A 16,174-nucleotide genomic window follows, 5' to 3' on the forward strand; every position below is an offset into this window, starting at 1 on the left:
TGCTGCCGAAGATGGAGGGCTGTCTGCGGGCCGTCCGGGGCGGCGTACGCGGAGCACATGTGCTCGACGGCCGGGTGCCGCACGCGGTGCTGCGCGGCGCCCTCGGCGAGACGGGCCACGGCACCACCGTGGTGCCGGACCGCAGCCCCGTGACGCCCCACCGCTGACGCCGATTCCGGTCACAGGCTCCGCGCGAGGATCCGCGCATTGCGCCGGGGATCCAGCGACTCCGCCCAGGACGGAGGCGCCAGGCGCACGGCCGTGGGGACGAATCCGTACCGGAGGAACAGGCCGCCACCGCCGGTCGTCGCCGTGAACAAGGCATCGAGCGACTGGGCGCGCGCCCTGGCCAGTACCGCGCGCAGGAGCGCGGCTCCCACACCGCTTCCCTGCCTCCGCCCGGACACGCAGAAGTTGTACACGACGCCCACGGATCCGCGGCCCTCCCCCGGCGCGGCGGAGTGCACGCGCAGGCCCACGCAGCCCTCGACGGTGCCGTCGCGGGCCTCCGTCACGAGGAAGTCGGCCGCGTGGGCGGCGTAGAGCGAGACGGGCCGCTCCCGCAACGCGCCCGAGCGCACGAAGGGCCCGGACAGCGCGGCGAGTTCGGCGGCGTCCTCCGGACGGGCGGTGCGCACGTGGAACATCGGCGCACGGCGTACGACCACCGCCGACGTAGCGCTCACGACGCCGACTTCCCGGTCGCCTCGCGGCCGTCGACGTACGTCGCCACCACCTCGATGTCCCCGATACGCGAAGCGCCCACCCGCCGGGGGTCGTCGCCGAGCACCACCAGGTCGGCGCGCTTGCCCGGGGTGAGGCTTCCCACGCTGTCCTCCAGGCGGCAGGCGAACGCGCCCGCGACCGTGTACGCGTACAGGGCCTCGTCGACGGTGATGCCCTCGTCCGGGCCGATCACCTGGCCGGACCCGGAGGCCCGCTCGACCATGAACTGGACGGCCCGCAGCGGAGATCCGTCCGTGACGGGGCGGTCGGAGCTGCCGACGAGGGGGATGCCGTGGTCCAGGAACGCCCTGCCGCGGTAGAGCCAGGGCGCCCGCTCCTCGCCCATGATCGCCGCGTAGTCGTCGCCGAAGGAGCGCAGGAAGTGGGGCTGGACGACCGCGCTGACGCCGAGTCGCGCGAAGCGCGGGAGCTGGTCGGGGCGGATCAGACCCGCGTGCTCGATGCGGTGACGGGCGCCGGGGCGGGGGCGGAGCCGCTGGGCCCGCTCCAGGGCATCCAGGGCGATGTCGGCCGCGCGGTCGCCGATCGCGTGGACGGCGAGCTGCCACCCGGCCAGGTGGCCGTCCACGATCGTGTCCGCGAGCACCTCCGGGTCGTCCTGCACCTCGCCCGCGTGGTCCAGCCCTTCGTACGGGCTGCTGAGCGCGGCGGTCCGGGCCATCATCCCGCCGTCGGTGAAGACCTTCAGCGCGCCCACCGAGAGCCGGTCGTCGCCGAACCCGGTGCGCAGGCCCAGGTCGAGGGCCCGGGGAATGCCGTCGGCTTCGTGCGCCGCGACCGTACGCAGCCGGTCGGCGGACACCATCAGCTGGACCCGCAGCGGCAACAGACCCTCTTCGCGGGCGAGTTGATAGGCGCCCAGCTCGACCGGGCTGTGGCCGAAGAGGGTGCCGCCGATGCCCGCCTCGGCGCAGGTGGTGACGCCCTCGGCCAGGCAGGTCCGGGCGGCGCGCCCGATCGCCTCGGCCAGGTCCGCCTGGGAGTGCGGCAGACGCAGCGCGCGGGCGGCGCCCATGGCGGCCTCGGCCAGGAAGCCGTTCTCATGCGGAAGGCCGGCCGGGAGCAGCTCCAGGACGGCGGAGTTGACGACGCAGCCGTGGCCGGAGTCGTGCAGCATGAACACCTTGCGCCCGTGGCTGACCCGGTCCAGTTCGGCGGCGGTCAGATGGCGGCCCAGGGCCCGCTGGTCGTAACCGGCGATGCTCACCCAGTCGCCGGGCTCGCCCCGCCGGGTGACGGTCTCCTCCACGAGGGCGAGCACCTCCTCGACCCGTGTGCACCCCGCGATGCTCGGAGTGTTCCGCTTGAAGCCCGTCCAGGCCAGGTGCACATGGGCGTCGATGAACCCGGGCAGTACGGTGGCGCCCTGAAGGTCGATCACCTCGCGGGCGGGGAGGGAGGTCACGGCCTCGTCCAGGCCCACGATCCGGCCCCGCCACACGCCCAGGTCGTGGGCGACGGGATGGTCGGGGTCCATGGTGACGAACCGCGCGTTCGTCAGTCTGGTGCAGAGCATCGGTCAGGGTTCTCCTGATGTGAACGCAACCTTAGGTTAGGCTCGCCTAATTGTCAGGAGCTTATCTGTGTCCCTTCCCTCTCACAAGGAGACGTTCATGCGCCTGGGCACGTCCGGCAAGGAGAGCACCTTCGTCGAGTTCGGACTGCCCGGCACACCCGGCACCGACGAGTTCTGGGCGGCGGCGGGGACACCCGCGTCCTTACCCGCCGACGGCGGCGGCTGGGTGACCCTGTTCCTGTGGCGCGGGTCCCCGGCGGTCCTCGGCTTCGAGAGCTGGTCGGAGCCGGTACCCCTGCGCCGGTGGGGCGACACCGACTGCTGGTACGCCGAGGTGCGCATGCCCGCGCGGCTGCGGGTGACCTACCAGTTCCTCGTGGACGACGCGGCGCACGCCGATCCGTTCAACCCGGTCGGCACCGGTGGCGACCGGTCCATCGCCGCGACCCCGGACGCCCCGGCCCAGCCACACTGGCCAGCCGTCGGCGCCACGGACGTCCTGCCCCTCCCCCGCACCCGGATCCGCTGGAGCAGCGAACGGCTCGGCGGGCGGCGCACCGTGCGCGTCCACCCGGTGGGCGGCGGCGGGCCCGTGGTCCTGCTGCTCGACGGGGACGACTGGCTGTATCTGCACCCGGCCATGACGGCGTTCGACGCGGCCCACGCCGGTGGCGAGATGCCCGCCGTCACGCTCGTCTTCCTCCCGGCCACGGACCGGGAGGCCGAGTTCGCGTGCCGGCCCGAGCTGTGGGAGGCGATCCGGGACGAACTCCTGCCGCTGGTCGCGGAGTCCGGCGTGCCCGCCGACCCGGACCGGCTGGTGGTCGCCGGGCAGAGCCTGGGCGGGCTGAGCGCGGTGTACGCGGCGCTGGAGTTCCCGGACCTGGTGTCCCGTATCGCCTGCCAGTCGGGGTCGTTCTGGTGGACGCCCGGCGCCGCGGAACTGCCGGACCCCTTGGGCGGCCCGGTCGGCGGCACCCTCGCCGCGCGCCTGCGGGAGCGCCCTGACCTGTCCGGTCTGCGCGTCGCGTTCGACGTGGGGGAACACGAAACCGCGATGCTCCCCCACTGCGCGCTGACCGAGACCCTGGCCGAACGCGGCGGCGCGACCGTACGGGTCTCGCGGTCGGCGTCCGGCCACGACCGGGCGGGCTGGCGGCAGGCCCTGCTCAGGGACGTCGCCTGGGCGCTGGGCTAGGCGCGTCCTGGGCTCACCTCGCCACCGCCGCGCAGTACCCCTCGTCGGTGGCGAGGAGACGGCGATGGGTGTCCTCGGCGGTGATGACGCCGTCGTCCAGCACGAGGACCCGGTCGGCCGCGTCCAGGAGGGCCGGGCTGCTGGTGATGACGACGGTGGTGCGGCCCCGGCGCAGCTTCGCCACGTTGCGCGCGATGAGCTGTTCGGTGACCGCGTCGACCGCCGTCGTCGGATCGTGCAGGACGAGGACGTCGGTGTCGGCCGCCAACGCCCGTGCCAGGGACAGCCGCTGGCGCTGGCCGCCCGAGAGGTTCGCGCCGCGGTCGCGGACGCCGTAGTCGAGCCCTTCCCGGTGGAGGGCGACGACATCGGTCAGCATGGACGCCTCGACGGCCTCGGGCACCATCCCGCTGGTGCCCGACGGGTCGATGTTCGTGCGGAGGGTGCCCGCGAAGATCTCCCCGTCGTACGGGTTCACCAGCAGGTACCCGCGGACCTCCTCGATCGACAGGTCCGCCAGTTCCTCCCCGCCGACCCGCACCACGCCCTCGTACGCGCCGGGCGGGACGTTGACGGCCAGGACCGACGCCAGGTCGGCCGCCGCGCGCGGCTGGTAGGGGGCGATGGCCACGAACTCGCCCGCGGCCACCGTGAACTTCAGCCTGCGCAGGGAGCCGTAGCGGACGCAGTCGACGTCGAGGTCCCCGCCCGCGGCCGGGTGCCCCGGCCCGGGGGCCGTCACCGGCGGCGCGGCCAGCACCAACGCCATCCGCTCGGCCGAGGCGCGCGCCATCATCACGTACTTCGGCATCTCAGAGAACAGCTTGAGGGGTTCCATGATGAACTGCGCGAGCCCCACGGCCATGACGAGTTCCCCGATGTTGATCCGGCCGCTCCACGCCAGCGAGCCCGCCGTGAGGGTGACGGCGGCGGCGAGGACCGCGTTGAGGGCCAGCGCGGTGCCCGCGTAGACGCCGTTCACCTTGGCGACCGTGATGGCCTGGTGCTTCGCCTCCGTGCTGACCTTGCGGTAGGAGCGGAACGCCGCGTGGTTGCCGCCGAAGCCGTGCAGCGGGCGCAGGCCCGTGATCAGGTCGGCCACCTTGGCGCCCGCCCGCGCCACCCGGGCCTGCTGTTCGCGGGTGCTGGAGCCGATCCGCTTGGACAGCACGCTCAGGACCGACAGGATCGCGACGGTGCCCACGATCACCAGCAGGCCGAGCCGGACGTCGGCCAGGCCCAGCGCGACCGCCGCGACCAGCACCGCGACCAGCGAGCTGATCAGCAGCGGCACCACCTCGATGATGTCGGCGGTCTGGTCGGCGTCCTCGGTGGCGATGGTCAGCACCTCGCCGGACTTGAGGTCCATGTCCCTGGCCACCGGCTGGAGTCCGCAGCCCGCGACCTTCACCCGCCAGCGGTGCGCCTCGGTGGTGTTGGCCTTCTGGAGGATGCGCATCCCGAACCGCCACGACAGCGACACCGTCGTGATGATCACCGCAAGCGCGGCGATCGACAGGCCGAGCGCGCCGAGGTTCCGGTCCCGCATCGTGTGTTCCACGATCAGGCCGAGCGCGATGGGGAAGGCCGTCTCACCCGCCTGGTACAGGCCCATGAGGACGGTGCCCCCGGCCATGGCGCCGATGTTGCGGCGCAGGGCGGTCCGGAGGATGTCGGACCCCGGCCGGGGCCGCTGGGTGTCAGGAGTGGTCATCGAGGACTCAGGCATCGTTGTGACGGGCATCGAGGTGGCGAGCCATCGCTTCCGGGGTTCGCAGGGTGAACAGGTCTCGGATGGTGATCACGGGGCCGTACTCCCGGCGGAGCAGCCCGATCAGCCGCACCGCCAGCATGGAGTGTCCTCCCAGGGACACGAAGTCGCTCACCGCGCTCACCTCATCGTCGTCCAGGTCCAGTGCCTCGGCGAAGAACTCGCACACCACGGTCTCGGTCCCGGTCTCGGGCCCCCGCTCCCCCACCGTGGTCAGCGCGCCCAGCGGCTTGGCCTCCGGCAGTGCCTTGGTGTCAGCCTTCCCGTTGACCGTCAGCGGGATGCTGTCGACCTGGGCGTAGTGCGTCGGCCGCAGGAAGTCCGGCAGCCCGGCGCCCACCTCGGACGCGACCGCCGCCAGCTCCGCCCCCTCCAGCACCAGATAGGCGGCCAGCCGGTACGCGCCGTCGACCTGCGGATCGGGCTGGGCGACCGCGGCGACGAACCGCACCGCCGGGTGTGCGGCGAACGCGGCCTCGACCTCGCCCAGTTCGACCCGGTGCCCTCGGATCTTGACCTGCTGGTCGGTGCGGCCCAGGTACATCAGGTTGCCGTCGGGCCGCCGGATCACCAGGTCCCCGGTGCGGTACATGCGCTCGCCGGGTGCGCCGAACGGGCACGCCACGAAGCGGTGGGCGGTCTGGGCGGGCTGCCCGAGATAGCCGCGCGCGATGCCGATGCCCGACACGTACAGCTCGCCGGGGACCCCGTCGGGAAGCGGCCGCAGCCACGGATCCAGTACGTAGACATCGGTGTTGTCGATGGCCACACCCACCACCGGGTCCTCGCATTCGAAGGTGCCGACGCCGAGGGTGTTGATGGTGTACTCGGTGGGTCCGTACAGGTTGTAGCCGACCGTCCCCTCGGTCTCGGCGAGCCGCTGCCACAGCGTGGGCGTGACGGCCTCGCCGCCCAGCAGCACCAGTGGCGGCCGTCGCTCCGGGTTGTCCAACAGGCCCTCTGCGACGAGCTGTTGGGCGTAGGTCGGGGTCACGTTGATGACGTCGATGCCGTGCTCCAGGCAGTACTCGACCAGCCGGGGCGCGTCACGGCGCAACTCCTCGTCGCAGATGTGCACCTCGTGGCCGTCGGCGAGCCACAGCAGCTCCTCCCACGACATGTCGAAGGCGAACGACACGGTGTGCGCGATCCGGAAGACCCGGTGGCCGTGCTCGGCCAGCACCGGTTCGAAGATCCGGCGCTGGTGGTTGATCAGCATGTTGGTGAGCCCGGCGTACTCGGTCACCACGCCCTTGGGCTTCCCGGTCGAGCCGGAGGTGTAGATCGTGTACGCGGGGTGCCGCAGCCGGTCCGGGTCGTCCGGCGCGAACGTCACGTACGGCTCGGCGTCCGGCAGCGGACGGTCCAGCTCGATCAGCTCGCCCGTCAGGCGGGGAGATACGGCGCTCACGGTGAGGAGCACCTCGGGGCGGGCGTCCGCGACGATCGCGGCGATCCGCTCGTCCGGGTGGTCCAGCTCCAGCGGCACATACGCGGCGCCGACGCGCAGCACGGCGAAGAGCGCCACGATCGAGTCGAGGGAGCGCGGGATCGCGAGACCCACGGTCGTCTCGGGGCCGATGCCGCGCTCCGCGAGCACACCGGCCACGGCGCGGCTGCGGTCCCGCAGTTCGGCGAACGTCATGGTCGAGCCGTGGGCGACGAGCGCCACCCGCCGCGGGTCGCGGTCCGCCGCCTGGTCGAACCGGTCGACCACGGTGTCCGTGCCGATGTCCGTCCGCTCCCCCCGCGCGGGCTCCGGTCCCAGGCCGCGCAGCGCGCCGACCGGCCCGGTGGCCCGGGCCAGGTCTTCGAGCACACGCAGATAGTCGCCGAGGAGGCGGTGGGCGTTCGCGCTGTCCTCGTCGCGGTACTCCAACTTGACCGTGAGCCGGTCGCCGGGGGTGACGACCCAGGTGAACGGGTAGTGGGTGGAGTCGTCGGCCTTCACCGAGGTGATGCCGTGCCGGGCGTTCATCTCGGCGAACCGGTCCATGTCCAGGAAGTTCTGGAGCACGAACAGGTTGTCGAACAGGGTGTCGTGCCCGCTGGCCCGCTGGATCTCGCCGAGCCCCAGGTGCTCGTGCTCCATCGCCTCGACCCTGGCGGTCTGCACGGCCGACAGATACGCGCCGACCGTGTCGTCGGGCCGGGCCCGCGTCCACTGGGGCACGGTGTTCAGGAGCACGCCGACGATGCCGTCCAGGCCCTCGCCCTCCCGGCCGGAGACGGTCACGCCGAACACGGCGTCGCCGCGACCCGTATGGGCGCCGAGCAGCAGGCCGAACGCGCCGGTCAGCACCGAGTTCAGCGTGACGCCGTACGCCCTGGCCGCGTCCCGCAGCAACTCCGACAGCTCGGCGGACAGCGTGTGCACGAGCGTGGCCGGGAGGCCGTCGGTGAGGGACGGCGCCGCTCCGGCGAGCAGCGTCGGGCCGGGGAGCCCAGCCAGGTGCTCCGCCCAGAAGCGCTCCGATACGGCGGGGTCCCTGGCGTCGAGCGCCCGGGCGTGGTCCTCGAAGCTCGGCGTGGCCGGGGTCGGCTCGGGCAACTCGCCCGCCAGGACGGCCTGGTAGGCGTCGAACAGCTCCCGCAGCACGATCTCGCGGGACCAGCCGTCCCACAGCAGCAGGTGGTAGCTGAGCAGCAGCCCGTCACGGTCGTCGGGCAACCGCACCACGGTCAGCCGGATCAGCGGCGGCTCCCCCGGATCGAATCCGGTGTCGCGGTCCCCGGCGCGCAGGGCGTCGACTTCCGCGTCCGTGGCGAGTGAGACCGTACGGACGTCGACTCGCCGTCCCGCTCCCAGGACCTGGACCGGGTTTCCGTCGTCGTCGGTGGCGAATCCGGCACCCACGACCGGATACCGCGCGATCACGTACGCCATCGCCTCGGCCAGCGCGTCGGTGTCCAGGCGCCGGTCGAAGGTGAACCAGCTCTGCGCGACATAGTGTCCGGCCGGGCCCGCCATCTGCGCCTGGAAGAACAGGCCCCGCTGGAGCGGGGTGACGGGCGCTGTGCGCTCGGCCGTCACGGAGGCGTCCGCGAGGTGTTCCAATGCGCTCCGCCAGTGCTCGGCGATCTCGTCCGGGATGCCCGCGGCGAGGGTGAAGTCCGCGTGCAGGCTTCCGGTGGCCGCGTCGGTCCAGGCGTTGACCTCGACGGCGTACGGGCTGCCCTGGTCACCGCCGATGACACGCGGCGCCTGGGACTCGTCGCCCCGGCCGAGGTAGTTGAACAGCACCTGCGGGCGGGCGTTCAGCAGCGGGGCCGTCTGCGGGTTGAGGTATCTGAGCTGCCCGTAGGCGAGGTGTCCGCGCTCGTCCGGCTGGCGTTCGGCCACCTCGTACGCCGCCGCGACGGGGTCGGTGTGCGCGCTGAGCCGTACGGGCGCGATGGAGGTGAACCAGCCGACGGTGCGGGTGTAGTCGTGGTGTTCCAGCGCCGGGACCCGGCCGTGCCGCTCCAGGTCGACGGCGAGATCGGCGGGCGACGGCTGGACGCGGGTCAGCGCGGTGCGCAGGGCGCCGCACAGCAGCTCGGTGAGACCGACGCCGAGGGCCGCGGGCGCGGTGCGCGTCACGCGGTCGCTCACCTCGGGCGCGAGCACGACGATGGTTTCGCGCAACTCGCCTATGGTCGGCAGCAGTTGGGGCGCCTGGAGCGCGTTCACCCACGTCCCGAGGCCGTCGATGTCCTGGACGGACCGGAGGGTCAGCGCTTCGGCGTACTCGGCGTACGACGTGGTCGGCGGGGCCAGAGGCGCCCCGCGCAGGGCGGTGGCCAGGTCGTCCAGCAGGATCAGCCAGGACACCGCATCGACGGCGAGGTGGTGCGCGGTGACCACCAGGGTCCGGCTCGCCTCCTGCCACGAGAACGCGACCACGTTCCCGGACTCGGGGTCGAGCCGTCCGGCGGCCTCGTTCGCCACGGCTGTGGCGTCGGTGGTGTCCGTCGTCACGACGGTGATCTCGGGGGCGGGCTCGGTACGCAGGGCCCACACCCCGTGCTCGACGCGCAGCCGCAGCCGGAGGGCCGGGTGTGCGGCCACGATGGCGTTCGCGGCGCGCTCGACGTCGGCGAGCCCGGTGCCCTCGGGTGCCACCAGCGTTCTGGCCTGGGCGAACCGGGCGAGCGATCCGCCCAGTTCCCGCTGGCGCAGGATGATCGGCGTCGGCGGGAGCGGGCCGTCCGCGCGGCGGACGGAGGCGGGAGCTTCGGCCTTCGGGGTACGCGTTCCCAAGTGCTCGGCGAGTGCGCGCGGTGTCCGGTACAGGAACACGTCCCGTGGCACGATCGGCAGACCGAGCGCCCTGGCCCGGTTGATCACGGTGATGGCGACGATGCTGTCGCCTCCGGCGCGGAAGAAGTCGGTGTCAGCGTCCACGGCGGAGCCAGGCAGGCTCTCGGCGAAGATGTCGACGAGCACGGGCAGTGCGGCCACAGCAGCGTCTTCGTCCGCGAGTGCGTCGTGGCTGGTCGCGCCCCGCGGCGGAGCCGCATTCGGATACAGTCCCGCGCCCCTTCGGGCGCGCTCGATCAGGGCCTTACGGTCCAGCTTGCCGTTGACCGTCAGCGGCAGGGCGTCGACCGGCAGCACCCGGGCTGACACCATGTGCACGGGCAGCTTCGCGGACAGCGACTCGGCAAAGTCACCCGGCACCCGGCCCACGACATGGGCGACCAGATGGTCGCCGCCGTCCGCCACGGTGACGGCCACGTCGACCACGCCGTCGAGCCCCCTGACCGCCGACTCCACCTCGCCCAACTCGATGCGGAAACCCTTGAGTTGGACCTGGTCATCGGCGCGGCCGGTGAACTCCAGCTCGCCGTCGAGGGTGCGGACGGCGAGGTCGCCCGTGTGGTACATACGGGAGCCGTCGCCCGCGAACGGGTCGGCCACGAACCGGCCCGCGGTGAGCCCCGGCCTGCCCAGATAGCCGAGCGACACCTGATCGCCGGCGACGTAGATGGCGCCCACCCGGCCCGGTGGCACCGGCCGGAGCCGGTCGTCGAGCAGATAGGTGACCAGGCCGGGGATCGGGCCGCCGATCGGGCTGACGTCGCCACCGGCGCCGAAGTCCTCGTCGGTCAGCACCCGGTGGGTGACATGGACGGTGGTCTCGGTGATGCCGTACATGTTGACCAGCTCGGGCGATCCGGTGCCGTGCCGCTCGACCCAGCCGCGCAGCCGCCCGAGGTCCAGTGCCTCGCCGCCGAAGATGATCCGGCGCAGTGCGGGCAACGGCTCGTCGGCATACCGGTCGGCCTCGATGAACTGGTAGAACGCCGACGGGGTCTGGTTGAGCACGGTCACCCCGCGTTCGCGGACCAGCCGGTGGAAGTCGACCGGCGAGCGGGTCAGCCCGTATTCCGGCACCAGCAGCTCACCCCCGTGCGCCAGCGCGCCCCACAGCTCCCACACCGCGAAGTCGAAGGAGAAGGAGTGGAACTGGACCCATACGTCCTGCGGGCCGAAGTCCATGTCGGACCGCGTGTTCGCGAGCAGCGACACCACGCTCGAGTGCGGGACGACGACGCCCTTGGGCCTACCGGTCGATCCGGAGGTGTAGATCACGTACGCGGGGTCGTGCCAGGTGGCCTCCGGCCCGGGCTCGGTGATGGCCGGTGGCCGCTCGTCCCCTTGCACCAGCACACGGGCCGCCACGCCTGCCCGGGTCAGCAGCCGGGTGAAGCGGTCGCGCTGCTCACGGTCCACCAGGACGACCTGCGGGGCGGCATCGGCGAGGAGGTACTCCAGCCGGTCGTCCGGGTACGCCAGGTCCAGCGGTACGTACGCGCCGCCCGCGCTGACGATCGCGACCAGGGCGACGACCTGCTCGACGGAGCGCGGGACCGCGACGGCGACCCGCCGGCCCGGCCCGACCCCGGCCGCGCGCAGGGCCGAGGCCAGCGCGTTCTTCGCGTCCGCCAGTTCGCCGTAGGTCAGTGACCGGGTGCCGCCGTCGAGATCGCACCGGGTGACGGCGGTGGCGGCCGGGTCGCGGCGTGCGGCGGCGTCGAACAGCGCGCCCAGGGTCGTCGGGGTGACCGGCGACGCGGGACGCCGGGCGTCGCCCTCCGGCGCCAGGTCGTCGACCGGGGTGTCCGGCCGAGTGAGCAGGCCGGTGAGGGTCCGGGTGAACGTGCGCAGGACCGCCCGGGCGGTCGCCTCCCGCAGGAGTTCGCCGTCGTAGATCAGGTTGAAGCGCGGACGGCCGTCGAGCGCGCGCTCGACCACCAGCGTCAACGGGTAGTGCGGGGCGCCCTCGTTGACGATGTCGGCGATGACCAGCGTGTCGCCGGGCCGTCGCAGCGCGGCCACCTCGGTCGCCACGTCGAACACCACCAGGGTGTCGAACAGCGTGCCCGCCCCGGCCTGACGGCCGATCCTCGCCAGCGAGACATGCTGGTGCGGCAGCACCGCGCTCTGGTGTTCCCGCACGGCGGCGAGCAGCTCGCCGGCCGTGGTGGCACCGGCCCAGCGGGCGCGCACGGGGATCGTGTTGATGAACAGACCCACCATGTCCTCGATGCCGGGCACCTCCGCGTCCCGCCCGGACACCGTGGAACCGAACACCACGTCCCGTCCGTGCAGAATGCCGCCCAGCGTCACCGCCCAGGCGCTGTGCACGGCCACGCTCAGCGGCACCCCGGCCGCCCGGACGGCCGCGTCGATGTCGTCCTCCGGCACCATGGCGGTATCAGCGAACCGGTCGGACGGGGTGTGACCCTCGGCGATCAGCGAGGGGCCGGGCAGTTCGGCGAGCTGATCGCGCCACACCCGGTCGCTCTCGTCGTCGTCGCGTCCGGCGAGGTGGCGTACGTAGTCGGGGAAGCCGCCGCGCGGGTACCCGGTCCCCGGCGCGTGGTATTCGGCCAGCAGCGCACGGAGCATCGGCGGCACCGACCAGCCGTCGGCGATGATGTGGTGCACGGTCTGCACCAGGATGTTCCGGCCGGAGCCCCCGCGGATGAGCGTGTAGCGCATCAGCGGTCCGGTGGCCAGGTCGAATCCGGCGCGGCGGTCCCGCTCGGCCAGGGCGCGGACCTCGTCGTCGGTGATGCCGGGACGGTCCAGCGTGGTGAAGGGCGCCTCCGCACCGCTCTCCAGTACGGAGACCACGCGGCCGTCGGCGAGGGCCGTGAACCGCGCGGCCAGGTTCGGGTACAGCGTGAGCAGCCGGGTGGCCGCCGCCGCGAGCCGGTCCGCGTCCACCTCGCCGTCCAGCGTCAGCAGCTGCTGCTCGACGTACGCGCCCGCCGAGTCGTCGTAGACCGAGTGGAAGTACAGGCCCTCCTGCAACGGGGTCAGCGGCAGGATGTCGCGCAGCGCCGGGCCGTCCAGGGCGTCGACATCGGCCTGGGTCAGCGCCACCGGGGCGAAGTCACTGGGCGAGTGGCCGCCCCGGTCGAGCGCGGCGAGCCCGGCCAGGGCGCCCCGGAAGTACTCGCCGAGCGTCGCGATGTCCTCGTCGGTGAACATCCCGTCGGGCCAGGAGATGGTGGTGACGAGTTCGTCGTCGCCGGACGAGGCGGGTTCGGTGATCGCGTTGAACTCCAGGGCGCGGGGCAGCCGCATCCTCGGGTCGCGCTTCTCGCCCAACTGACCGGTGGCACCTGTGAGTTGCCAGTCGCCGGAGGCGCCCGCGTCGAAGCGGCCCAGGTAGTTGAAGAGCACCTGCGGGGCGGGCGCGTCGAACTCGGTGCCGTGCAGATAGCGCAGGGCACCGTAGGAAAGGCCGTTGCCCGGCACGCGGGCGAGGTCTTCCTTGACCGCCTTGAGCGCCGCGGCCAGGTACGCGGGCGCGGTGAAGTCGGCTGCCGCGCCGGGGTCCACGGTCACCGGGAACAGGGTGGTGAACCAGCCCACGGTCCGCGACAGCTCCGGCTCGAATCCGGCGGCGTCCGCCACGAAGCGTCCTTCGCGGCCGTGGCCCTCCAGTTCGATGTGCGCGAACGTCTGGTCCTGTCCGAGGTCGCGGCGCCACCGGGCGAGGGCGACGGCGAGCGCGGTCAGCAGCACATCGTTGACGCCCGCGTGGAACTTCGCGGGAATCTCGCCCAGCAGCGCGGCCGTGACCTCGGGGTCGAGCGAAACGGTCCGCACCCGCTCCCGGGCCACGGTGTCGGCCCCGGACAGCGCGCGCCTGCCCACGGGTCCGTCCGCGCCCGGCAGGGGACGGCGGTAGTACGCGGGGTCGGCGTCGAACGCGGTCTGCTCCAGCAACTGCGTCCAGCGCCGGAACGACGTGCCCACCCCGGGCAGCTCGATCGGCGCGCCCGAGGCGAACTGCCGCCACGCGGTGGCCAGGTCGTCCATGAGGACGCGCCAGGACACTCCGTCGATCACCACATGGTGGACGACCACGACCAGCTGCCGTGACTCGCGTCGCCAGACGGCACGCAGCATCACGCCGCCCGCCGGGTCCAGCCCGTCGGTGGCGAGTGCGACACATTCGTCGAGTGGCCGGTCGCTCTCCTGCCACGCGACGGCCTGACCCGCCTCCGGGATGTCGAAACTCCAGCGGTCGCCGCGCACCAGCCTGGCGCGCAGCATGTCGTGCCGCCCGATCACGGCGGTGAGGAGAGCATCGAGGGCGTCGGCGGTCAGGTCCGCGGGGGTGTTCAGCACGACCGACTGCACGAAGCCGTCGATCGCGTCCGTGGTCTCGGCGAGCCACTGCACGATGGGCGATCCCACGACGGCACCGGTCGCGACATCACCGTCGTCCACGGTGGCGGTGTCCTCATCGAGCGCCACCGCCGCCAGCGCTCCCACGGTGCTGTGGGTGAAGATGTGGCGTGCCGTTAGGTGCAGGCCCGCGTCGCGCACCGCGCTCAGCAGCGAGATCGCCAGCAGGCTGTCCCCGCCGAGCTGGAAGAAGTCCTGGTCGACGCCGACCTCGTCCAGCCGCAGCACCTTGGCCACCGCCGCGCACACCACGCGCTCGTTCTCGGTGGTGGGCGGGACGAGCGAGCCCCGCCCGATCTCGGGCTCCGGCAGCGCGCGGCGGTCGAGCTTGCCGTTCGCGGTGAGCGGGAACTCCTTCATGACGACGACGTGGGCGGGCACCATGTACTCCACCATGTGCTCGGTGGCCCACGCCCTGACCTCGTCCGCGCGCAGCTCCTCGCTCCCGGCGGCCGGGATCACATAGCCCACCAGGTAGGTGCCGCCCGCCGCGTTCTTCTTCGCGACGACGCAGGTGTGCCGTACCCCGGGGTGCTCCGCGAGACCGACCTCGACGTCCTCGATCTCCAGCCGCATACCGCGGATCTTGATCTGGTTGTCGGCCCGGCCGAGGAAGTCCAGCGATCCGTCCGGGGCGAACCGCGCGAGGTCACCGGTCCGGTACAGCCGGGATCCGTCCGTCGCGAAGGGGTTGGCCACAAACCGGGACGCCGTCAGCCCGGGCGCGCCGATGTACCCTCGCCCCAGCAGGAACCCTCCCACGTACAGTTCGCCGCCGACCCCGACCGGGACCGGGCGCAGTTCGTCGTCCAGTACGTACAACTGGGTGTTGGGGTTGGCCTTGCCGATCGATGTCGACAGCCGCTCCGCGGCGCCCCGGTAGATGACGTGCGAGACGCCGATCGTCGTCTCGGCCGGGCCGTAGCCGTGGTACAGCGGGATGTCGAGCCGGGTGCGGAACCGCTCGTACAGCTCCGGGGTCAGCACCTCTCCGCCGCACCACACGTGCCGCAGGCTGTCCAGCCGTCCGGAGTCACCCGCGATCTCCAGCAGCACGTCCAGCATGGACGACACCAGATAGGTGAAGGTGACGCGCTGCTCGGCGATCACGCTCAGCAGATGGTGCGGGTCGCGTTCGCCGCCGGGGCGCAGGACCACCAGTCTGCCGCCGGACGCCAGCGGCAGGAAGATCTCGTTGATGGAGATGTCGAACGACAGCGGCGCCTTGAACAGGGACGCGTCGTCGTGGCCGAAGCCCAGGATCTCGTTCACCTGCCACAGCAGGCGTTCGCTGATCGCCTCGTGCCGGATCATCGCGCCCTTGGGCCGCCCGGTCGAACCGGACGTGAAGATCACATAGGCCAGTGCGCTGCCGTCGACGGTGACCCCGGTGTCCTCCGCGGGGCGGGAACCGAAGCGCCAGTCGCCGAGGTCGACGGCCACGGCCTCCGGTTCGCCCGGGGCGTGTTCGCCCGAGTCGTTGAGCTGCATCACGACCCCGGCATCGGCGATGACGACGGCGCGGCGCGCGGCGGGCCACTGCGGATCGAGGGGGACGAACGCGCCCCCGGCCTGGAGGACGCCGAGCAGCCCGATCACCATGTCGGCGGAGCGGCCGAGGGAGATGCCGACGACCTGTTCGGGGCGGAGTCCGCGGTCGAGCAGCTGGCGGGCAAGACCGCCCGCCAGGTCGGCCGCCTCACGGTAGGTCAGCGAGCGGTGCTCGTCGACGATGGCGATGGCGTCGGGCCTGGTCCGCGCCTGCTCGTGGAACATCTCCACGATGGTCGGGCGGACCCGGTCGGCGTGGGTGTCGTTCCACTCGGCCAGGGTGTTGAGCCTCGCCGCGACGCTGGACGGGCCGATGGTGCCGAGGGGCCGGTCCGGGAAGTCGGCCAGGTCGTCCAGCGCGAGCTGCGCGTCGGCCGGTACGACGCCCTCCGGGAGGGTGATGCTCCGGCCGTCCGCGCCGACCTCCCATTCGCCGGGCGTGGCACCGCCGTTGGCGACCCATCCGAGGACGTCGGCGAACAGGGTGGCGGGGGTGAGGTCGATGCCGTCGGGGCTGCGGCCCGTCGCCCAGTACGACAGCCCGATGGCGCACGCCGCGGCGATGGTCCGGTCGGAGAAGTCACCGGTCCGGCGGCGTACGTCGGCAACGCGCGTGGGAGAAAGCCGTACGCGACGCGCGCTCGGTTCCCTCATCGAAGACTCGGCCATCGAAGACATCGAAGACTCAGCATTCCT

The 16,174-nt window shown here is 72.6% G+C and carries 5 protein-coding genes and 1 pseudogene; 2 read left to right on the forward strand and 4 right to left on the reverse strand.

Annotation, left to right across the window (positions count from 1 at the left end):
* A pseudogene (locus SSOG_RS55365) lies at positions 1–167 on the forward strand (acetylglutamate kinase); the annotation flags it as partial.
* Between the two features lie 12 nt (positions 168–179).
* Here the strand turns inward: SSOG_RS55365 and SSOG_RS00980 are convergent.
* Together SSOG_RS00980 and SSOG_RS00985 are read right to left on the reverse strand one after the other, a co-directional pair.
* Positions 180–647 (reverse strand): GNAT family N-acetyltransferase, encoded by a 468-nt coding sequence (locus SSOG_RS00980; protein WP_050799715.1) that lies wholly within the window; start codon positions 645–647, stop codon positions 180–182.
* A gap of 35 nt (positions 648–682) precedes the next feature.
* The gene (locus SSOG_RS00985; protein ID WP_009712313.1) at positions 683–2,263 is read right to left on the reverse strand and encodes an amidohydrolase; all 1,581 of its coding nucleotides are present in this window, start codon (positions 2,261–2,263) and stop codon (positions 683–685) included.
* 97 nt (positions 2,264–2,360) lie between these two features.
* Here SSOG_RS00985 and SSOG_RS00990 point away from each other — a divergent pair, with 97 nt between their 5' ends.
* Positions 2,361–3,461 carry an alpha/beta hydrolase-fold protein gene (locus tag SSOG_RS00990; protein ID WP_009712314.1) on the forward strand — a complete coding sequence of 367 codons (1,101 nt, stop codon included), beginning with the start codon at positions 2,361–2,363 and terminating at the stop codon, positions 3,459–3,461.
* A 13-nt stretch (positions 3,462–3,474) separates the two neighbouring features.
* Here the strand turns inward: SSOG_RS00990 and SSOG_RS00995 are convergent, their stop codons facing one another.
* Positions 3,475–5,175: an ABC transporter ATP-binding protein gene (locus SSOG_RS00995; protein WP_009712315.1), complete on the reverse strand. Its 1,701-nt coding sequence runs from the start codon at positions 5,173–5,175 to the stop codon at positions 3,475–3,477.
* Between the two features lie 7 nt (positions 5,176–5,182).
* Complete coding sequence (locus SSOG_RS01000) at positions 5,183–16,132, reverse strand: non-ribosomal peptide synthetase (RefSeq protein WP_009712316.1); 10,950 nt, start codon at positions 16,130–16,132, stop codon at positions 5,183–5,185.
* Positions 16,133–16,174 lie beyond the last annotated feature (42 nt).

The organism is Streptomyces himastatinicus ATCC 53653 (assembly GCF_000158915.1).
Classification (GTDB): domain Bacteria; phylum Actinomycetota; class Actinomycetes; order Streptomycetales; family Streptomycetaceae; genus Streptomyces; species Streptomyces himastatinicus.